This is a genomic window from Pseudomonas sp. BW16M2 (assembly GCF_014268865.1).
Taxonomy (GTDB): domain Bacteria; phylum Pseudomonadota; class Gammaproteobacteria; order Pseudomonadales; family Pseudomonadaceae; genus Aquipseudomonas; species Aquipseudomonas peradeniyensis.
This window is the reverse complement of record NZ_JABWRI010000018.1, coordinates 73,058-93,121: the sequence shown is the minus strand read 5'-3', so window position 1 is coordinate 93,121 and position 20,064 is coordinate 73,058. Positions and strand designations below refer to the sequence as shown.

The 20,064-nt window shown below is 59.5% G+C and carries 23 protein-coding genes; 9 read left to right on the top strand and 14 right to left on the bottom strand.

Annotated features, from left to right (window positions below):
• Nucleotides 1-95: 95 nt before the first annotated feature.
• The 6 genes from HU735_RS17145 to HU735_RS17120 form a co-directional block, all read right to left on the bottom strand.
• Nucleotides 96-344, bottom strand: a complete 249-nt coding sequence (locus HU735_RS17145) for a hypothetical protein (RefSeq protein ID WP_186714480.1) — start codon at nt 342-344, stop codon at nt 96-98.
• A gap of 78 nt (nt 345-422) precedes the next feature.
• The gene (locus HU735_RS17140) at nt 423-887 is read right to left on the bottom strand and encodes a hemerythrin domain-containing protein (RefSeq protein WP_050705375.1); all 465 of its coding nucleotides are present in this window, start codon (nt 885-887) and stop codon (nt 423-425) included.
• Nucleotides 888-1,031: 144 nt separating this feature from the next.
• Nucleotides 1,032-1,475, bottom strand: a complete 444-nt coding sequence (locus HU735_RS17135; RefSeq protein ID WP_050705376.1) for a YetF domain-containing protein — start codon at nt 1,473-1,475, stop codon at nt 1,032-1,034.
• A gap of 9 nt (nt 1,476-1,484) precedes the next feature.
• Nucleotides 1,485-1,991: a hypothetical protein gene (locus tag HU735_RS17130; RefSeq protein ID WP_186714479.1), complete on the bottom strand. Its 507-nt coding sequence runs from the start codon at nt 1,989-1,991 to the stop codon at nt 1,485-1,487.
• Nucleotides 1,992-2,002: 11 nt separating this feature from the next.
• On the bottom strand, nt 2,003-2,506 hold the full coding sequence (locus HU735_RS17125) for a CinA family protein (protein ID WP_186714478.1): 504 nt from the start codon (nt 2,504-2,506) through the stop codon (nt 2,003-2,005).
• 362 nt (nt 2,507-2,868) lie between these two features.
• Nucleotides 2,869-3,726, bottom strand: coding sequence for an SDR family oxidoreductase (locus HU735_RS17120; RefSeq protein ID WP_186714477.1), 858 nt, complete (start codon nt 3,724-3,726; stop codon nt 2,869-2,871).
• Between the two features lie 197 nt (nt 3,727-3,923).
• Here HU735_RS17120 and HU735_RS17115 point away from each other — a divergent pair, with 197 nt between their 5' ends.
• The 6 genes from HU735_RS17115 to HU735_RS17090 all read left to right on the top strand — a co-directional run bounded on the left by HU735_RS17115 (nt 3,924) and on the right by HU735_RS17090 (nt 7,609).
• Nucleotides 3,924-4,448: a hypothetical protein gene (locus tag HU735_RS17115; protein ID WP_186714476.1), complete on the top strand. Its 525-nt coding sequence runs from the start codon at nt 3,924-3,926 to the stop codon at nt 4,446-4,448.
• Between the two features lie 100 nt (nt 4,449-4,548).
• A complete protein-coding gene (locus HU735_RS17110; RefSeq protein ID WP_186714497.1) occupies nt 4,549-4,830 on the top strand; it encodes a DUF6555 family protein in 282 nt (93 codons plus the stop codon).
• Between the two features lie 46 nt (nt 4,831-4,876).
• Nucleotides 4,877-5,035 carry a hypothetical protein gene (locus HU735_RS17105; RefSeq protein WP_186714475.1) on the top strand — a complete coding sequence of 53 codons (159 nt, stop codon included), beginning with the start codon at nt 4,877-4,879 and terminating at the stop codon, nt 5,033-5,035.
• Nucleotides 5,036-5,169: 134 nt separating this feature from the next.
• Complete coding sequence (locus tag HU735_RS17100) at nt 5,170-5,604, top strand: response regulator (RefSeq protein ID WP_186714474.1); 435 nt, start codon at nt 5,170-5,172, stop codon at nt 5,602-5,604.
• Between the two features lie 207 nt (nt 5,605-5,811).
• On the top strand, nt 5,812-7,155 hold the full coding sequence (locus HU735_RS17095; RefSeq protein ID WP_186714473.1) for a cation:proton antiporter: 1,344 nt from the start codon (nt 5,812-5,814) through the stop codon (nt 7,153-7,155).
• A gap of 175 nt (nt 7,156-7,330) precedes the next feature.
• Entirely contained in the window at nt 7,331-7,609 is a 279-nt protein-coding gene (locus HU735_RS17090; RefSeq protein ID WP_186714472.1) for a hypothetical protein, read from the top strand.
• Nucleotides 7,610-7,666: 57 nt separating this feature from the next.
• On the opposite strand, the gene HU735_RS17085 is transcribed toward HU735_RS17090, so the two are convergent.
• The 7 genes from HU735_RS17085 to HU735_RS17055 all read right to left on the bottom strand — a co-directional run bounded on the left by HU735_RS17085 (nt 7,667) and on the right by HU735_RS17055 (nt 16,335).
• Entirely contained in the window at nt 7,667-8,992 is a 1,326-nt protein-coding gene (locus HU735_RS17085; RefSeq protein ID WP_186714471.1) for an SDR family oxidoreductase, read from the bottom strand.
• Between the two features lie 32 nt (nt 8,993-9,024).
• Nucleotides 9,025-9,258 carry a PLD nuclease N-terminal domain-containing protein gene (locus HU735_RS17080; protein WP_014859183.1) on the bottom strand — a complete coding sequence of 78 codons (234 nt, stop codon included), beginning with the start codon at nt 9,256-9,258 and terminating at the stop codon, nt 9,025-9,027.
• Between the two features lie 13 nt (nt 9,259-9,271).
• Nucleotides 9,272-10,474, bottom strand: a complete 1,203-nt coding sequence (locus tag HU735_RS17075) for a zinc-dependent alcohol dehydrogenase (RefSeq protein ID WP_186714470.1) — start codon at nt 10,472-10,474, stop codon at nt 9,272-9,274.
• A gap of 254 nt (nt 10,475-10,728) precedes the next feature.
• On the bottom strand, nt 10,729-12,927 hold the full coding sequence (locus HU735_RS17070; protein ID WP_186714469.1) for a xanthine dehydrogenase family protein molybdopterin-binding subunit: 2,199 nt from the start codon (nt 12,925-12,927) through the stop codon (nt 10,729-10,731).
• A complete protein-coding gene (locus HU735_RS17065) occupies nt 12,924-13,925 on the bottom strand; it encodes a xanthine dehydrogenase family protein subunit M (RefSeq protein WP_186714468.1) in 1,002 nt (333 codons plus the stop codon). The genes HU735_RS17070 and HU735_RS17065 overlap by 4 nt, the downstream gene beginning before the upstream one ends.
• Nucleotides 13,922-14,449 carry a (2Fe-2S)-binding protein gene (locus HU735_RS17060; RefSeq protein WP_186714467.1) on the bottom strand — a complete coding sequence of 176 codons (528 nt, stop codon included), beginning with the start codon at nt 14,447-14,449 and terminating at the stop codon, nt 13,922-13,924. Before HU735_RS17060 ends, HU735_RS17065 begins: the two co-directional genes overlap by 4 nt.
• A gap of 98 nt (nt 14,450-14,547) precedes the next feature.
• Nucleotides 14,548-16,335 carry a thiamine pyrophosphate-requiring protein gene (locus tag HU735_RS17055; protein ID WP_186714466.1) on the bottom strand — a complete coding sequence of 596 codons (1,788 nt, stop codon included), beginning with the start codon at nt 16,333-16,335 and terminating at the stop codon, nt 14,548-14,550.
• 148 nt (nt 16,336-16,483) lie between these two features.
• Between HU735_RS17055 and HU735_RS17050 the strand changes: the two genes are divergently transcribed.
• Nucleotides 16,484-17,011: a cupin gene (locus HU735_RS17050; RefSeq protein ID WP_186714465.1), complete on the top strand. Its 528-nt coding sequence runs from the start codon at nt 16,484-16,486 to the stop codon at nt 17,009-17,011.
• Nucleotides 17,012-17,053: 42 nt separating this feature from the next.
• Here HU735_RS17050 and HU735_RS17045 read toward each other — a convergent pair whose 3' ends face one another.
• Nucleotides 17,054-17,434 (bottom strand): termination factor Rho, encoded by a 381-nt coding sequence (locus tag HU735_RS17045; protein ID WP_186714496.1) that lies wholly within the window; start codon nt 17,432-17,434, stop codon nt 17,054-17,056.
• Nucleotides 17,435-18,197: 763 nt separating this feature from the next.
• Between HU735_RS17045 and HU735_RS17040 the strand changes: the two genes are divergently transcribed.
• On the top strand, nt 18,198-18,569 hold the full coding sequence (locus HU735_RS17040) for a hypothetical protein (RefSeq protein WP_186714464.1): 372 nt from the start codon (nt 18,198-18,200) through the stop codon (nt 18,567-18,569).
• 504 nt (nt 18,570-19,073) lie between these two features.
• Nucleotides 19,074-20,042, top strand: coding sequence for a DNA-binding protein (locus tag HU735_RS17035; RefSeq protein ID WP_186714463.1), 969 nt, complete (start codon nt 19,074-19,076; stop codon nt 20,040-20,042).
• The last annotated feature ends 22 nt before the right edge of the window (nt 20,043-20,064 follow it).

The window sequence follows — 20,064 nt, the reverse complement described above, 5'->3', positions numbered from 1 at the left end:
AGATCGTAGCGCGGCATGGGGGGGCGATAGACGTGGAACTCAACACGTCTACAGGCACCACATTGCGCATATCGCTGCCAATGGCATGAGCATGGTCACGCCGAAGCTTGCAGTTGTGTATTTTTTCGCCACCCTCGCAGATTCATGGCACAGAGGCAGAACTGCAGGATGATCAATGCCCAGGCTTCCGCTTGCCAGCCCCAGACGGCCCACAAAACGTTGCTTGCAAGAAAACAACAGAAACCTGCCTTCCTCCGCTCCGGACGGCGCGAACCGATGCACCAGGCTGCCAGCACGGTCATCAACATCGCAGGCCATTCAAGTAACCCAATCCAATGTTCCATGAAACCTTCCGACTGATGATGGGGTATCTGAAGCTGATCGCCTGCCAGCGTCTTGAGCGCTGGCAGGTGAACGCTCGACTAAGCTGCTCGCTGCTCGCCCTTGAGCATCTTTTTCTGCATTTCCATGGTTTGCCCAAGCTCCTCGAGAGTGTCCTTGCTGAGCAGCTTCTTCGCGGTGGGGAAGAGCTCGCCTTCCTCTTCCTCGATGTGATGCTCCAACAACTCCTTCATGACCTTGACCCGCCCGGCGAATTCGACGGTGCCGGTTTCGGTATGCAGGAGGTCGGGTAGGACGAGGGAGTCAACAGTCCGGTGTTCTTCCTTAGCCTCGTAGTACATCTTCGCTTCTTCCTTGCCACCCGCTTGCTTGATGGCGGGGTAGAGGATTTCTTCCTCGAGCGTGGTGTGGATCTGCAACTCCTGCTCGATCCTGTGGAGTAACTCGGCCCGTTTCTTCACTGCGCGCTCGGTGGTGGTCGACAGTTCTTCGAGCAGTTTTTTCACCAGCTTGTGGTCTTGAATCAGTAAGTCGATAGCGTTCATTGGCGTTACCTCATCACGGATTGAGTTAAGAACTTGCTCGTGGTTGAGTACGCGTAGAGTGACACGGTTCAATGCTTACGATGGCTGGCATCATCGCGTGTGCATGCGAAACGATGGTCGCAGCTTTACTGTTGCCAAAAGGCCTCACTTGGCAGGAATGATCGAAATCTTTCCATTGCGTTCGACGATGGCAAACTTGACCTGCTCAATGTTCTCGATGCCTTGGCTGTCCCGCGCGGACTCCAGGATATCGTCCTCCGTGAGGCGTGCCCGACGCATGCGGTGATGCAGAAAGCGCCCATTCTCGACAACCAGGGTAGCGTGCCCATCCAGAAACCTGGCCAAGGGCTTGGAGTTGAGCTTCGCGAGCGAAAGGCCGACGTCCAGAACGATCAGCGTGGCAATCACCAGCATGGCATTGGTGAACGAAAAGTCCTCGCCCAGAAGCGCCTGTTGGGTGGCCTCCCCGATGATCAGCAGCAAGACGAAGTCAAAGGTCGTCAGGTCGGCCAGCGAGCGCCGCCCGGCTACGCGAAACAGCAGCATGAGAGCCACATACATCCCGGCTGCGCGGAGGATCGAATCCATGACCCACTCCTAGGGGTAAAGGAAAGTGGAGAAGCGAACGGCGCTTTTGGGGCCAGCCCTGACTCTGCCCTCCAGAGTGCCTACGTGCTCACTTTGAAGGGTCAGGTACAACGTGGCCACGCCATCTTGCCTGGTACCCAATTGGAACAGCATGGCCTGGCCATGCGACATCGACCGTTGCGGCTCCGGTTGTAACGTCTCGATACTGGCATCACGTAGCAATGATCCTTCGAGCTGCACCTCTACCGCCTGATCAGGGGTACCCTGAACGGTGATGAAAAGGCTATCTGTCGTGCCGCTTCGGCTGAGGCGCTGATACTCAACCCGTACCCTGCCATCCTGGCTCACCACCTCGGCATCGCTCAACGGGCCATTACCGAACAGGCCTGCCAAGGCAAGCAGTACAATGGTCACGAGTACATACCACCCCACGCGCTCGAAGCGCCATACACGCTGCTGCATCGGCATGTCTTCTTGAACAGGGTGACGCCGGGATACCAGTTCATCTTCCGACATGTTCACAGCCCTCAGGCGCGCTCACCGTGTAACCAGCGCTGGTGATAGTGGGAAAGCCGGGTCAGCCCGAACAGGGCTCCTTCGCGCATGACTTCAGACCGCTCGCCGAAGAAACGTTGAGTACGCGTGAAAACGGCAATTGGATCGCCGGCGAAAGCCCACGCAAAGCACATCGTCCCCGGTGGTACTCCAGATTCGGGCGCCGGGCCGGCTACCCCGGTGGTGGCGATAACCACATTGGCATCGCTGTCTCGCAAGGCGCCCAAGGCCATTTCCCAGGCCACTGCTTCGCTGGTCAAACCGTATCGTTCGATGGTTTCGGCGCTGACGCCCAACAGACGTTTCTTGGCGCTGGGTGAGTAGACGACGTAGCCGCTTTCCAGCACCTCTCCGGTACCCGGTGCCGCCGCCAGCAAAGCCACCATGCAGCCCGCAGTGCACGATTCTGCTGTGGTCAAAATCAGTTTGTTGTTTTTGAGATAGCCGAGGGCGGCTAGTACAGGGTCGTTTGCCATTCCAGTGTCGACTCGCTTGTTTTGCGGTGGACGCGATCCTGGGGTATTTGGTTCATCGCATCTATTGCCCGGCTATCTCGAGAAGTGAATGTGACGTGAACTTTGCTCGTGCTTCGGCTTCCCTAGTTCAAAGGCAATGGCAGGAGAGCAACATGATGAAATTGAGCGATAGACAAAAGGAAGGAGCGCAGACGAGGCCGCATGGGGAAGAGGAGCGAGACAACGATGCTCATCGTCCGGATGGATCCACCGGTACATCACATGACTCGACAGCGCAAAAAACGGCCCGTGATCACGATCGGCACAAACACTGAAACTGCCACGCAAAAAGGAGGCCCGCCAGCACGGCGAGCCTCTTTGCGCTAGAGGATCGGTTTGCCGCCAGTCACTGCGTAACGTGAGCCACTGATGTAACTGGCCTCGTCGGAGCCCAGCAGCACGTAGATCGGCGCGACTTCAACCGGCTGCCCCGGTCGCCCCATCGGGTAGCTGGAACCAAAGGCCTTGACGGCCTCGTCCGGCATGGTTGCCGGAATCAAAGGCGTCCAGATAGGGCCTGGCGCGACACTGTTGACCCTAATGCCTTTCTTGCCCAGCAACTGAGCCAAGCCAGCAGTGAAGTTGGCAATGGCCCCCTTGGTCGTGGCATAGGCCAGCAGGCTGGGGGATGGATCGTCGGAATTGACCGAGCTCGTATTGATGATCGAACTGCCCTTGGGCATGGAAGGCAGTGCCGCCTGGCAGATACGGAAGATGGCGGTGATATTGATATCGAACGTTTTCACCCATTCATCATCGTCAATTTCCTCCAAGGTCTCGTGGGACATTTGGAACGCCGCGTTGTTGACCAGGATGTCGATACGCCCGAACTGGCTGACAGTCTTTTCGACGATGTCGTAGCAGTTCTGTTTCTGCGCCAGGTCTCCAGGCAAAAGTAGGCATTGATGGCCCGCGGCCTCGACCCAGCGCGCGGTTTCTTGCGCGTCTTCATGCTCATTCAGATAAGCGATGGCGACGTCGGCACCTTCACGGGCATAGGCAATCGCTACTGCCCGCCCGATGCCGCTGTCTGCTCCGGTGATGAGTGCGATCTTGCCTTCGAGTCGATTGTGGCCGGTATACGACTGCTCACCACAATCCGGGTAGGGTTCCATCTTGCGCTGTGAGCCAGGAACATTTTGAGGCTGCGAAGGGAAGGGTGGGGTAGGGAAGTCTCGCATGGTCGAAGCTCCTGCAGTTGAGAACGTTCATACCGGTTCGAAAGGCCTGGTCCCGGCGTGTTGGTTTCAATCTGCGGTTGGTACGACGAGCGGTGCGGGATATCAATCCAATTGAATTCCATGCTCCATCGCCTGTTCTACCGAACTAAGCTCCAGGCACATCTCGTCGCTCGGAGCCCCAATTCCCGGAGTAGCGAGTGCCTCGAATCATTACCCCAGAGACCCCTGAACACGAGATCAGCGCGCACAATGCCAGGATGTTTGGCTCTCCCAAGGAACGTCTGGATTTTTACCGGCGTGAGATCCAGTACGAAACCAGCATCCTGGCCAACCGCACGGATGCCTACCTGACGGCGCAGTCATTCCTGGTCATCGCCTTCGTCTCCTCCATGGGCAACCTCAATCAAGGATGGGGCGAGATGTTCACCCTGATCGTACCCGCGTTCCTCGCCTTGCTCGGGGTGCTGAGCTCGCTCAATGCCTGGCCTGGCATCCGTGCGGCCTACAACATCATCGATCATTGGCAGCTCAAGCAAAGCCACCTGCTGCGCAGCGAGCCGTTGATGGGACTGGCTTACGATGAATCGCCGCTGTTCTGCGAGGCAGAAACCTCGCGTGCAGGCCATCGGAAATCACTGCTGTTTTCGCTGCGCACACCGTGGATCTTTCTGGTGTTCTGGGTGCTCCTGGGTAGCTATTCGGTGTACATCCAACTCGCCTGACAGTCCGCTGCATGAATTGGCTGCGCGTCGTCCTGCGAATCCGATGGAATTATCTCTTCCAGGAGTCGCTCAATAGCGTATGAACAAGGGAGCGGATCTTGTGCCAGCATTTCAATTATACGTAATCGAGTATGACCTTCACGGTGACCAGCGGACGTTCATCATCCGCCTGGAAAAAATGGACAACGCCGAGGCTTGGCACTGGGCCAGTTGCGATGCCGGCGTTGGCATCATCCCAAGATTCAGTCAGCAGAAAATCAAGCTGGTCAGTCGACCGATGGCTGAGCGCTACGGCATCGCCAAGGTGAAGTGGCGGCTCGCTGGCGATGGCCCTGAATTCGTAGCGCCACCTATCGACGTCAAAAAGTTTTCGGGCGTTTGAAGGTACTTAAGCTCCGCCCCCGATCCATCTGCTTTGAGGTAATGCCATGCAGCCGAAAACCGAAGGCTCCGGAGAAAAAGGGCCAAGCGATCTGCCCTTCATCAATGATCCCCAAAAGCCAACGTCGCCACCTTTGAATGACGCTGATGCCACGGAGGCAGCCGAGGCAGAGGAAGACATCCAGGATACCGGAGAAGCCATTTAGCCAAGAGGAGCTCACGATGGACAACTCCCACCTCAGCCTTACATCAGAAGGATGGGAATTGGCCTTTAGCCCCCATCGACGCATTTCCGGGTGAGTGAAATACTCGACAATCTCACCATGGACTGGAGAAGGTGATGAAGCTCGACCTCGAGGGTTTGTCGTTGTCAGGTAAGACGGTAATTGTGGTCGAAGACGATCCAACGCTTCAAGCCCTGCTGGTGGACATCCTGATCGAGTTGGGCGCCACCTGCGATGCGTTTGATAACTCAGAAGATGCCTTGATTCACTTGATGGGGGTTAAGGGCGACTGCTCGTTGATCGTTGTTGACCACGGTGTACCCGGAAGCATCAAAGGTATGGAGTTCATCTCCATGGCACACGAAAGGTGGCCTGGACTACCCGCCGTTCTGACCTCGGGTTACCAGCTTGATGCTTCTCAGGTCACACCACCCGTTACCTACCTCTTCAAACCGTGGTCGGTAGACGAGCTCGCTCAAGCTATTGGCCAGGCGCTTCACCCTGCAAATGTACCTTCAACTCTCCGGCCGTTCGACCAACAAGGTCTCTAGCGCTGCAGGTTATCCCGAGCAACATCGTCCGCCTGATGCTCAGCACACGCCTGATGGTGGAGATCACATTCGCTACCCATCCCCTGGTATTCCATGCGAAGTTGGCATTTCCCGGGGTATTGGGTGAACCCACCAGCTTAGCGGAACGACGTGGCGTGCCGGAAAGTCAAAAAAGTACTCGATAACTTTCCCAAGGCTTCTGCGCAGATGACCTTCATCGTCTGGTTCGCCATGCTGGGCGCAGTCTTGCTGCTGCTCGCACTCTCATCCGCCTACCTGCGCTGGATCCCTGTGACCTCGTCTTTAGTGTGCCTTGCCCTGGGTATCGGCCTGGGTACGTCGGGGCTGGGTTTTCTTCAGCTGGATTTGAGCAAGTCGAGCCGGTGGATGGAGCACCTCACAGAGGTCGCGGTGTTGTTTTCGCTGTTCTTCAGTGGTTTGAAATTGCGCTTGCCCTTGCGCAACCGCAGATGGTGGAGCGCCTTCTACCTTGCGGGGCCTGTGATGTTGCTCTGCATCGCTGGGGTTACGCTGTTGCTGCGTTACGGCCTGAACTTGGGATGGGGTATCTCGGTGCTGATCGGAGCGATCCTTGCACCCACTGACCCTGTGCTCGCAACCCTGGTGCAGGTGGTTGATGCCCGGGACGATGATCTTGTCCGTTTCAGCTTGTCGGGTGAGGCAGGGCTCAACGACGGCGTGGCGTTTCCCTTCGTCATGCTTGGACTGTTCCTGCAACAGGACAATGGCCAGGCCTGGTTCAGTGACTGGTTGCTCAAGGACACGCTGTGGGCAGTAACCGCAGGCCTTTTGCTTGGCTACTGGATGGGGCGCGGCCTGGGCAAGCTTACGCTGTTCTTGCGTCTGCGCAACGACGACAGCACCGTCTCGCCCAATGACTATCTGGCCCTTGCCCTGATAGCGTTGGCATACGTGAGCGCAGAGTCGATACAGGCTTATGGGTTCCTCGCAGTGTTCGCTGCGGGCCTGGGTTTGCGGCAGGCGGAGGTTCAAACCGCCAATAGCCCAGAAGAGCCGGCTGCTGAACATCTTGTACAGCCTGTGATTGGTCATCAGCACGTGGCGCCGGAGCTAGCCGTCAAAGGCGATGTGAAAGGGCTCGACGACTCGCAGGTTGCAGCGGGGATCATGTTGGGTGACATGCTGGCTTTCGGTAGTCTGATCGAACGGGCAATGGAAGTATTTCTGGTGACCCTGCTCGGGGTAGTGCTCATTGAGCATTGGGACTGGCGGGCAGTGCTGGTTGCCGGCGCTTTGTTTTTTGTCATTCGCCCCATCAGCATCCTGCTGTTCCCGGCTCGAGGAATGCTAGATGTCCGCCAGCGAGGGCTTTTAGGGTGGTTTGGCATCCGAGGTATCGGCAGCTTCTACTACCTGTTTTATGCCCTGAATCATGGTCTGCTTCCCACCTTGGCCGAGCAGAGCATCAACCTGGTGCTGTCAGTAGTGGCGTTGAGTGTTTTGCTGCATGGGTTGAGTGTCCAGCCGCTGCTTGCCAGATACGAAGCGTGGAAGGAGAGGGTCTCCTGAGGGCTGCTCAACTTAAAAGTGCCAGGGCGGCAATTGCGCTCACGCAGATGCCGACCCGTCAGCCACACCGGCGTTGTTAAGCGATCCTCTGGATGCATCAACGCCGCTGGCACAGCTTTACTGAACCTCTTGAATGTTCATGACTCAACCCTCCATCAGCGTGTGAGACTTACTGATGCGAACATTGGAGAAAAACCTCTCCGCTGACCAGTTGCTGAAGCTCAACTGTTTGGCAGCCTGGTACGGCGTGCTGGAAAGTCGGGCCTTAAGAATGGACTCGCCTGACGACTATCACGAGGAATTGCTTCGCCAGGCCGATGAGATGGATCGTCGAGGGATTATCTGCTGGCAGGAATGGCGCGATCTTCGTCTGGAGGCTGACGCTGCTTACCTGAAAGCGATAGCAGGGGAGGACTATCGCCCGGTTAATTCCACGAGTTCGTCCCCGGAGTAGGGATCGAACGTGATCTCGCAATGAAACCACGCTCACTCCTCTGTTAGCAGACCTGCTCTATCTATCCCTGCGTCGTGAATGTGTGAGTGTAAAACCCACAAGGATTCCCAGCGCCACTACGCCGATCAGCAGCTGCGTTTTGTCTTTTGGCTTCCTCCAGCCTCCATCGATACCCCTCCTGCCACTCGGAGGCTCAAAGAGGTTGCCTGATGATGCTTCGGCTATCGGGCTGCGATTGATCCCCCAGCGCGTCAGCCTCCCTGACAATAGAGGCAGCCCGGGTATCAGGTAGCTGGCCAAATGCGCGAGGCGTGCCGCAGCGCCAACCGTGGTGTTAGCCCGAGGCGAGATTGCGCAGGCCACCATAGCCTTGGCCACCCTTTCGGGATCGTATACGGGGCCTGGCGGTGTCAGCGCATGTCCGGTGTAGTTGCCGCCGTCTCGGAACCCCGGTGTGTCCATGACTGCTGGATAGATATCGCAGACATGGATATTGGGAAATTCAGTCAATTCGCCCCGCAGCGCCTCTGTCAGTCCACGCAAGCCGAACTTGCTCGCCGAGTACGCGGCTGCATAGGGCTGGGCCACCCAGCTGCCCAGCGACAGCGTGTTGATCAGAATGCCGCTGCCCTGCGTTTTGAAGAAGGGAAGGGCAACATAGGCCCCCCGCAGATAACCGATCAGATCGGTCTGGATGACCTGTTCGTGTGCCTCCAGTGGGGTGTCCTCGAAGTTGCCGACCGCTCCAACTCCGGCGTTGTTGACCCAGACGTCGATTCGCCCATGGCCAAATTCTGCGGCCTGCGCCGCCAGCGCTTGAACCTGGTCGTTGTGGGTGACATCGGTCGTGATCGCTATGGCATCGGTTCCGCAATCGGTGCATTCATCCAGGACGTCGAACAACGCCTCTTCGTCGCGTGCTGCGAGTACCAGGCGAGCGCCCTTGCACGCAAACGCGTGCGCCGCGGCTCGGCCTATACCGCTGGAAGCGCCAGTGATCACCACAACCTTGCCGCGCAGAGGCCCGTTGATCGAAGTGTCACGGTTAGGCGCTTCTCGTTCTGTACCCGAAGCACTGTGGTCAAGGGGAGCCACAGTTTCGCTGGCCTCGATCCGCGAAAGTTCGAGGGCGGTGCCATCGACCAGGGTCAACGTCAGCCCTTCGACCGTGCCTGCCTCTCGGTTTGGAAAAACGGGTTCACCTTCGGCATCCAGGCTGTCGTAGATGAAGCGAGTACCTTCAAGCCAGCCCACGGCGGTGAGAAGTTCAGGGCCGAGATAATACTTCCCATCTTGAAAGAAGCCTGGAAACTGATGAGCGCGCTCCACGTTTTCCACGCGATAGCGTTCGCCTGATTTCATGCCTGTCGCTTGATCGATCATGTTGAAATCCCTGTAAGTGGAGCTCGGAAATGTCAGCCTTTGCTGTGCTCGTCGGAAGTGGGCCCGGTACCTCGCTTGATACCGCGCGGACCGGCAACGCCCCAGATACCCAGGCCAACCAGCGGTAGCGCGACGATCAGCAGGGCCCAGGCCGCTTTGACTGCATCTGATTTATCGCTTCTGAACACGCTGACGATGGCCCACAGATCAATGAGTAAAAGGATTGCCGCCACGGCAATCCAGAAGTAGCTGGCGAGACCGTTCATGACTTCGCTTCCTCTATACGTAGTCAGGGCCCAGGGTGCCCGCTGCAGCGCCTGGCACGAGGATGACCTTGCGACAGTCATCCTGCTTCTGATCGAACAACTTGTAGCCCATGGCTGCTTCTTCGAGAGCCAGGCGGTGAGTGACGATCAATTCCGGTTGTAGACGTCCTGCTTCGATGTGCTCCAGCAGTTCAGGCAGGTATTTCTGGACATGGGTCTGGCCCATCTTGAAGGTAAGGCCCTTGTCGAACGCGTCGCCGAACATGAATGCGTGAATGAAGCCCGCGTACACACCGGGGACACTCACGACGCCGCCACGCCGCACGGTAGCAATGCTCTGGCGCAACGCTTTGCCACTGCTGCCTTCAATCTTCAGGGCCGTCATCACCGTTTCGGCAGTGCTGCCCTTGGCCTCGAAACCGACCGCGTCGATCACCGCATCGACCCCGCGCATGCCGGGTGTCTGACGGATGATGCTGTCTGCGGGATCATCGTCCCGCTCGAAGTTGATGGGTACGACACCGTAAGCTTGTTGGGCATACGCCAGGCGGTAATCGCTGTCATCGACCATGAAAATGGTCTGCGCGCCGAGCATTCGCGCGCAGGCGGCGCTCAGCAAGCCAACTGGCCCGGCGCCGTAGACTGCCAACGTTGAACCCGGGTCAATCTCGGCGTTGATGACTGCCTGCCAAGCGGTGGGCAGAATGTCTGACAGGAACAGCACCTTGTCATCGGCCAGCTCGGTGGGAACTTTGAACGGGCCGACGTTACCCTTGGGCACCCTCACATAATCCGCTTGGCCGCCAGGGATACCGCCATAGAGATGGCTGTACCCGAACAATGCGGCGCCCGGTGGAATGCCCTTCTTGTTGATGAGCGAACCACGCCCCGTGTTCGTGGTTTCGCAAGCAGCGAACAGATCACGCTGACAGAAAAAACAGTGGCCGCAAGCGATCACAAAGGGAATCACAACTCGATCGCCGATCTGGAGATGGGTGACTGCACGCCCGGTGTCTTCGACGATACCCATGAACTCATGGCCAAAGATATCGCCCGCTTCGGTTTCTGGAATTTTGCCTCGGTAGAGGTGCAGGTCGGAACCGCAAATGGCCGTAGCGGTGACCCTAAGGATGATGTCGTCTTCTTGTTCGATGATGGGATCAGGGACGTTATCGACCCTGACGTCGTTTGCTCCGTGGTAGGTCAGTGCTCTCATGAAAGTCAGCTCCTGCAGCCGCGTGTTTGCGTTATCGGTATGCAGGGGAAGCCATGACGGACAGTAAAGTTCAGACCAACAAGTCTGGCGGTACTGATTTGTTGCAGCCCCGAAAACTGGCTGAACCATTCAGATCATCTTGGTATCTGAGCAATCATCGTCGTACCGAGGAGCGCGAGGTCTGGTGCGGACGATCCTGCCGATCTGGCTGCTGCTGACCGCAAAGCGGGTGGGGGGACTTGGCCCCCGCCCGATCAGAGCACTTTGTCGAGCGTGATCGGAAACTCCCTCACACGTTTGCCTGTGGCATGGTAGACCGCGTTGGCCACCGCAGCGGCTACTCCAACGACACCGATTTCGCCCACACCCTTGGACTCCAGTTCGTTGACAATGTCATCGTGCTCTTCAACGAAGATCACTTCGATATCCCCGCAGTCTGCATTGACCGGGATGTGGTACTCCGCGAGGTTGTGATTGACGATGCGGCCTAACCGATGGTCGGTCAACGCTGCTTCGTGCAGGGCCATGCCCACCCCCCACACCACGCCACCCAGGATCTGACTGCGCGCGGTTTTCGGGTTGATCACCCGTCCTGCCGCCACAGCGCTGACCACCCGGGCTACCTTGATCGTGCCAAGGTCCTCATCGACGTGGACTTCCACAAATACCGCCGAATGCGTGGCGGTGGAGAACGGTTGGCGCCGGGCGCCGGGCTCGGCGTCGATCTGCACTTCGAACGCACCGGCGGGCGCGCTGGCGACGATGTCCGCCAGGGCCAGGCGATGGCTGCCAGCGTGCAGGTAGCCATCGGCGAAACCGATCTGCCGCTGGGGTATGCTGGCCACCTCGGGGTACATGGTGCGCGCTTGTGCCAGCACCTTGGTGCGCAGTACCTGGCAGACCTGGCGCACCGCCGAGCCCACCGACGACACCGTGAATGATCCACCCTGAAACGGTGCGGTGGGCAGTGATGAGTCGCCCAGCACGAAGGTGACATCCTGCACCCTGACGCCAGCAGCATCGGCTGCGATCTGGGTCATGACGGTATAAGTGCCGGTCCCGATATCGGTGGTGGCACTGCTGACGGTGAGGCGGCCCTGGGCATCGATGCGCGCCCTGGCGCTGGCCTTCATCTGCATGGCTTCCCAGACGCCGCCGGCCATCCCCCAGCCGACCAGCTGGTTGCCCTTGCGCATGCTGCGCGGTTGGGGCGTGCGGTTATGCCAGCCAAAACGATCGGCACCTTGCTGGTAGCACGCCAGCAGTTCCTTGCTGGAGTAAGGCTTTCCCTCGTTGGCGTTGTTGACGGCAAAATTGCGCCGGCGCAGGTCTATCGGGTCGATCTGTGCTGCACTGGCGAGCTCATCCATGGCGCATTCGAGTGCAATCATCCCGGACGCAGCCCCAGGTGCCCGCATGTCCAGCGGGGTGTACACATCGAGCGAGGCCAGGCGATAGCTGAGCGCAACGTTGTCGCACTGGTAAAGCATGCCGCTCCATTCCACCAGGTGCTCGGTGAAGTCCTCGAAGCGGGAGGTCTGGCCAAGCGCATCGTGAGCGATCGCCAGCAAGCGCCCGTTTGCGTCTGCCCCCAGGCGCAAGCGTTGCTCGGTGCGGGGCCGGTAGCCAAAGGTGAACATCTGCTGGCGTGTCAGGCTCACGCGCACCGAGCGCTTCAGGTGCAACGCCGCCATCACTGCCAGCGGCAACGGGTACTGCGGGCGCAAACCCGAGCCGAAGGCGCCGCCGACGAATGCCGCACGCACACGGATGTCTGCCTTGGACAACCCGAACACCTTGTGCAGGTAGTCCTGGCAGTTCTGGGTGCCTTGGGTCTTGTCATGGATTTCCAGGGCGCCGTCGGCCTTGTAGTGCGCGGTCGACGCATGGGGCTCCATCGGGTTGTGGTACTCGTTGGCCGTCAGGTAGGTGACATCCACCTGAACCGGCGCCCCGGCAAACTGCCCGGCGAAGTCGCCACGTGGCGCCGGTGTTTCGGCGGGTGCCGCATGCGACTGTTGGCATGTGCCCAGGTCTGTCTGGTGAGCCTCCTCGGCATAGTCGATTTTGATCAGCGAGCCTGCATACCGGGCCAGTTCGAGGGTTTCGGCGATCACCAGCGCCAGCGGTTGCCCACTGTACAGCACTCGATCATTGAACAAGGGCCGAAACGGCGAACCCTTGGCAGAGTCCGCATCGCTGTAGTCGTCGTCATAACTGGATATATGCGGGCGATGGCTATGGTCGAGCACGGCGATTACCCCGGGCACGCGCATGGCTTGGGTACTGTCGATGTCGAGTATCCGGCCGCGGGCGATGGTACTGGACACGACGCTGCCGTGTAGCAGGCCCGCCTCGGGGTACTCGCCCGCATAGCGGGCCTGCCCGGTGACCTTCGTCACACCGTCCACGCGGTCCAGGGGTGTGCCGACTACGGGTGTGCTTTTGATCATGAGCGTGCCCCCCCGTTAGCGGCACCGCGCGCTGCGTCATCCAATGCCCGCACGATTGCTCGCTGAGCGAGCGTTACCTTGAAACCGTTGTGGCTCAGGGGTTGTGCACCTTGCAGCAACGTTTGCGCGGCGCGGGTGAAGAGCGCTTCAGATGGCACCTGGCCGGCCAGCATGCACTCCACAAGCGGGTTCCGCCAGGGTTTGTGGGCAACGCCGCCCAGCGCCAGGCGCGCCTGCTGGATCACTTCGCCATCGAAGTTCAAGGCTGCAGCGACTGACACCAGCGCGAACGCGTAAGAGGCGCGGTCGCGTATTTTCAGATAACGGTAATGGTGTTCGAACACCGGGGGCGGCAGTTCGATGCCTGTCACTAGCTCATCGAATGCTAGGCGATTGTCGCGCTCGGGCGTGTCCCCGGGCAGACGATGGAAATCCGCGAAGGGGATCTGCCGTTCACCGGACGGCCCCTGTACGTGCACCATGGCTTCGAGCGCTGCCAATGCCACGCACATGTCCGAGGGATGAGTCGCGACACAGGCATCGCTGGCACCGAGAATGGCATGGATGCGGTTCATGCCTGTACGCGCGGGGCATCCGCTGCCGGGGTCACGTTTGTTGCAGGGGGTGCCGGTGTCGTAGAAGTAATAGCACCGGGTACGTTGCAGCAAGTTGCCACCGGTGCTGGCCATGTTCCTCAACTGCGGTGACGCCCCGGCCAGGATAGCGTCTGACAGCAGTGGATAATGCTGCTCGATCATCGGGTGCCAGGCCAGCTCGGCATTGCTCACCAGAGCACCGATCAGTACACCGCCGTTCGAGGTGGGATGGATACCGTTCAACTCAAGGCCGGTGATATCGATGAGCCGCTCGGGACGAACGACGTTTTCCTTCATCAGGTCGACAAGGTTGGTGCCCCCGGCGATGAAATGCGAGCGTGTGTCAGCCAAGCTCACCGCTTCGCGGACTGATGCGGGCTTGTAGTAGTTGAAGGGCATCATGAATTTGGCCCTCGTTGCGGCTGGGCTGCGCCTTTCATCAACGGCAGCGCTTCTTCCACCGCTGCGACGATGTTGCCGTAGGCACCACAACGGCAAAGGTTGCCGCTCATCTGCTCGCGGATAGCCTCGCGGGTGTCGGCACGTCCCTCGTGAACCAGCCCGACCGCAGAGCAGATCTGCCCCGGGGTGCAGTAGCCGCACTGGAAAGCATCGTGGGTGATGAAGGCGCGCTGCATCGGGTGCAGCGCGTCACCGCTGGCCAGCCCTTCGATGGTCACCAACTCGGCCCCGTCGCACATAATGGCCAAGGTCAGGCAGGCATTGACGCGTTTGCCGTCGCGCAGCACTGTGCAGGCGCCGCACTGACCATGGTCGCAACCTTTCTTGGTGCCAATCAGGTCCAATTGCTCACGCAGCAGGTCGAGCAAGGTGACCCAGGGATGCACCTGCAGTGTTCGGGGCTGACCATTGAGGGTCAGACAGATGGGGTGCTCTGCAACTCCGTTGGAAGCAATCGCGCTCATGGTAGGTCCTCACGGTCAGGGTTCGCGCAGTCGGCTGCGTCTCAGTTGTGCGACCGGGCCGGCCGAATAAACGTTCAGCCGGCTCGCCGAGGTGTCGATTACTTCTTGCCAGGCAGCACCGAGCCGAGCACCTGCTTGGCTGTCTGCACGATGATGCCCGCCTGGTCGGGGTCTCCCTTGAGCAAGGTACTGGCAAACTTCTTCGCCTGTTCCAGCGTGATGTGGGGGGGCAGGGGCGGCACATTCGGGTCGGTCTTGAACTCGATCAGTACTGGTCGATCAGCCGCCAGGGCGCGCTCCCACGCAGCGGCAACGTCCTCTTCGCGATCTACGTAGATACCTTGCAGGCCAATGGACATGGCGAACACATGGTAGGGCACGTCAGGGATTGTCTGCGACGCTTCGAACTTGGGGTCCCCCTCCATGACCCGTTGCTCCCAAGTCACCTGGTTGAGGTCCTCATTGTTGAACACGGCACAGATCCATCGAGGGTTGTCCCACTGCTGCCAGTATTTGGCCACGGAGATCAGTTCGGCGAGGTTGTTCATCTGCATCGCCCCATCGCCCACCAGGGCAACCACAGCCCGTTGCGGGTGGGCGAACTTGGCTGCAATCGCATAGGGCACGGCTGCGCCCATGCAAGCCAGGCCGCCGGACAGCGAGCATTGCATACCCTGGCGAATCTGCAGGTCGCGGGCAAACCAGTTGGCGCAGGAGCCGGAATCGCTGGTGACGATGGCATGGTCGGGCAGGCGAGGGGACAGCTCATGGACCACGCGTTGCGGGTTGATCGGGTCAGCCTTGACCAGGGCGCGCTTGGCCACGGTCTTGTCCCACTGCGCACGCCAGGTCTCTACCTTGTCGCGCCAGCGCCGGTCTGACTTGTGCTCGAGCAACGGCAACAGTGCGCGCAATGTTTCGCTGGCGTCGCCGACCAGGTTGACCTCCATAGGGTAGCGCAGGCTGAGCATGTCGGGTTGCAGGTCGATCTGCACGCCACGCGCCTGACCTCCCTTGGGTAAAAACTCGGAATAGGGAAAGCCGGAGCCGATCATCAGCAAGGTGTCGCATTCGGTCATCAACTGATAACTCGGTTCGGTGCCGAGCAGGCCAATCGACCCGGTGACCCACGGCAGCTCATCCGGCAGCACAGCCTTGCCCAACAGCGCTTTGGCAACCCCGGCACCCAGTTTTTCGGCGATTGAAATGACCTGGTCTGTCGCCTGCAGTGCGCCGGCACCCACCAGTATCGCCACCTTGTGCCCAGCGTTTAATACATCGGCGGCGCGCTGCAGGTCTTCGTCGAACGGCAAGACCCGAGGCTTGCTGTAGCCGATGCCGGAATGCACCGTACCGTGGGCCCTCTGGGGTTCGTGGTAGGGGAGGTCCTGCAGATCGTTGGGCAGAATGATGGCGGTCACGCGACGTTCGCCGACGGCCGTACGCACCGCACGGTCGAGCAGGTGTCGCACCTGCTCGGGGGTCGATGCCTGCTGAACGAACGCACCGGCAACGTCCTTGAACATCGACAGCAGGTCCAGCTCCTGCTGGTAGTGCCCGCCCAGTGCCGCACGGGCCTGTTGACCAACGATGGCCAGTACCGGCTGGTGATCCATGCGTGCATCGTACAGGCCGGTAAGCAGGTGCGAGGCGCCCGGGCCGGAGGTGGCGATGCACACGCCGAGCTCGCCGGTGAACTTGGCATGGGCGCTGGCCATGAAGGCGGCCATTTCCTCATGGCGGGCCTGGATGAATTGAATCTTGCCATTGGCCCGACTCAGCGCGCCGAACACACCATTGATGCCGTCGCCGGGGTAACCGAAGATGCGCCGCACGCCCCATTGATACAAACGCTCCACCAGAAAGTCGCCTACCGTGCCGGTCATTGCCTGCTCCCGTTCTGTTATCGATAGGCGTCTGGAGTTGGCACGTGGCAGGAAAGTTTCATCGGTCTGTGCAGCGGTCTGCCGGCTGGAACCTGGCAACAGCCGACGGGCTCGAAGGTGAACCAATCACTCGATCAGGAGGCGCATCATGACGCTTATGAATACGGAAGATGCCAGCGTGCAGGCCTTGTTTTTCGAAGACGACGGCGCGACGCCGAATAGCCGTTTTCCGGTACTGCTCTACCGGCTGAAACTCGATCAGGCAGGGGATACTGCCAGCGCCTTCGAGGCCCTGTTTGCGGCTCACGAATGGACCCCGCTCTGGCGCGACGGGATCTTCGATTATCACCACTTTCATTCTAACGCCAACGAGGCACTCGGGATCGCCTGTGGGCGGGCCCGATTGACGCTTGGCGGGGAATATGGGCAGAGCGTGAGCGTGGAGCGGGGTGATGTGCTGGTGCTGCCAGCAGGCACGGGCCATCGTTGCATCGAGTGCAGCGATAACTTCCTGGTGGTCGGCGCCTATCCTCATGGGCAGGAAGACTACGACATTCAGCGGCCCGACAGCGCAGCACACCCGCGCAATGTCGCGCGCATCGCTCAGGTGCCGTGCCCTGAACAAGACCCGGTCTGCGGTATGCAGGGCATGTTGATGACGCAATGGCGTTGTTGAGTGTGAGGCTAGTGAGCCCTATGCTGCGCCGACCTTTTCCGATCACCCCTGTTTCTGCAGGGCTTCGACCAACTGAGCCCTGTTCATGCTCGAGCGCCCCTTGATGTCTTTGCTGCGCGCCTCCTTCAGAAGGCTTTCCTTGCTTTGCGATTCCAGCGACGCGCGCAAAGTGCGTGAATGCCCCTGGCGAGACACAGCGGCGCGCTTGGCTGAATCCGTGCGTGCTTTCTTCTTCTCGCGCGACGGCGTCCTGCTCCCCGAGCCTCCCGGCTTTTCACCGCCACCGGATTGTTTGTTCACGGTGGCCCAGGCGCGTGCTTCAGCTTCGTCCTTGCCCACGCCCTTGTCCTCGTACGATTGCTCGATGTGCTCGGCCTTGCGTTTCTGCTTGTCCGTATACTTATCCTTGTCACCGCGTGGCATGGCATTCACTCCTGAGTGAGTTGCTTGATCAATGGCGAAACTGAAACGCCGGGCCATAAACGGGAGATCCACCGCCATTTGGCCATTCCACCTAGCTGCCCGATCCTGCACCTGATCCACTACCGGTTGAGCCATCGCTCCCACTCGCCGGCCCTGCACCGCTACCATCCCCCCCGTTACCGCCGGAGCCCGAGTCAGTATCGGTACCGTCACCTCCCGTGTTGTCCGTTCCATTGTCATGGGTACCGCCATTACCCGTGCCCATGCCATCGGCTGGTGTTCCTGAGCCTGTCGCACCGCCTTGGCCGTTCATGTGCCCGTTGCTGTGCGGTTGCGTGCCCGAGGCGCGCTGATCGTTCAGGTCTGTGGCGGCCAAGGCAAGTGGCGCCGCGCAACCCAAGCACATTGCGAGCAGCAACGCGTACGTTTTTTCTGCTTTCATGGGGAAACTCCCTTTCTGGTTGTTCACCCTGTGTTCGGCCTGCTGTTTACCGAAGGGGTGCCCGCAGAGCGACGGAAGGTTCTGATGCAGAAAGGCCGGGTCACGGTCAGGCCGATCGCGATCGAGGGGATTGGGAGGATCAAGAGCTCTTACCTGCCGAAGCGGATGAACAGACGCCCCCTTCTGATGACCGGTGTTCAACCGGAAAGGCCCGACTTCGACGAGCTGCTACGCCACTTGTCTAGCTGCTGGCACTCCTGAGCCTCGCCCGCTTCTCAAGTTTAGGTGCAAATACCATCTGCCTCTGAACGGAGATAGGACATGGTCATTGATGAAAACGCTCCCGGTAAGGTATCGCAGCAGGGCATCGGCGTTAAACGTGATGATGAAACACCGCAGGGTCGCGGGACCAAAGAGATTGAGGTCCCATTGCCGCCTGATGATGCGTCACCCATAGAAGAAGAGATGGATGATGCGGATGCAAACAACTCAGTATCCAGTAAACATCCAAACCCTAGCGGTGCGAGCAATCGGCGGGATGTGCGGCGGGATGCTCAGCTGAAGGACGGGGCTCAGGTACCTGACCACCCTCGCATACCTGATGATCCGGATACCAATCCCGGTCTTGGCAATGACAAGGAAAGCCGGCGTTCCCCTGGAGTTCCGGCTAGCGACCCTGAGTCAGGGGCGTAGCGCGCCTGAAAATTCTGGGAGCCCAAACCGCCTTCGGTCAAGTGCAGCGTTTGAGGCAAGGTTCCGTTCTAACCTTTCGGTGGTGTCACCGACGGGCTGCCGCTCGATTTGAATGTTGAATGAATTTCTATGTAGAGCGACCGGCTTGGTCGTCGACTAGGTGATGGCTGTAATTCTGCAAGCCAGCTGGGTTGTGCTGGCCTCGACCAGTAGTCCTCTAACGCTGGCTGAAGCCTGCGGGACAGAGCTCGGTGACAATCCTTTCATCACCAGAGCGTGCCATTCTCAAGAGTGACAAAATGCAGCCGCCCAGACATGCCGGGCTCATTCCAATCTCTGCTGACCTCATTTTATTTTTCTTGGCCGACGACGAGGTTGGCACTAGAGTGAAGTTTTTGTCTTTTTCGTATGATAAAATACGTTAAACGTAATAAAAAATAAGATTTATATTAATAAGGTCGGATAAGATTTAATTATCAGACCTAAATGGGTGGAGGGTAGGGCATGGCGGTAGGCGTACCGGAAAATGACGTATTCGCGGCGGCGGACGCGGTGCTCGCCCGTGGCGAGCGGCCGACGGTGGAGCGGGTGCGCCTTGAGCTGGGGCGGGGGAGTCCGGCGCGGGTTGGGGCCTTGCTCGACCAATGGTGGGAACAGCTGGCCGGGCGCTTGCGCGGCGAAACGCGCCTGCCCGGATTGCCGACGGAAGTGGCCCAGGCCTTCGTGGCCATCTGGCAGCAGGCCACCCTGATGGCGCAAGGTGTCGCCGAACAGGCCCTGGATACCCAGCGTCAGGTGCTGGCTGAGGAGCGCGAGACACTGGCGGCGCTGGAAGCCCGCGCCCGCCTGGAGGTGGCCAGGGCACAGCAGCAGGCCGCCGAGGCCGTTACCGCACGGCAAGGCGTCGAAACCCGCCTTGCCGACTTGGAACAATTACTAACCCAGCGCCAGGCACAGATCGACGATCTATACCGCCAGCGGGACGAACTCCAGGCGCAGCGCGATGATGGTCGCCACCAGTTGCTTGAGCTTCAGCAACAGCTACTCGATAGTCGCGAGCAGGCGGAGCGAGCGCGAGACGAACAGCAGCGTTACACCCGTGACGTTGAAGACCGGGCCTATCGCGAAATCGATCGGTCCCGCGAGGAAAGCAAGGCACTGGGCACACAACTCAAGGACGCCCAGGGCCGGCTCAATGCGGCCCAGCGAAGCGCGGAGGCGCATCAACTGGCCTTGGCCGATGCTCACGAGCAGGTTCAGGTAGTGCGTAGCCAAGCTCAATTAGCGACCGCGCAGCTGGAGCAGACTCAGCAACAAGTAAGGGACACGGGTGAACAGGTTAATTCCCTGCAATCCGCATTGCAGGCCGTGCGCGAAGAACTGGTCGCAGCCCGTGAGCGGGCAGTCGCAGCTGAAGCCCGTGCTGAGGCGCTGGGTAGCCGACCCCGGCGCTCAGTGAAAAGCCGCGAGTGATTCAAAATCATGCGCAATGTAT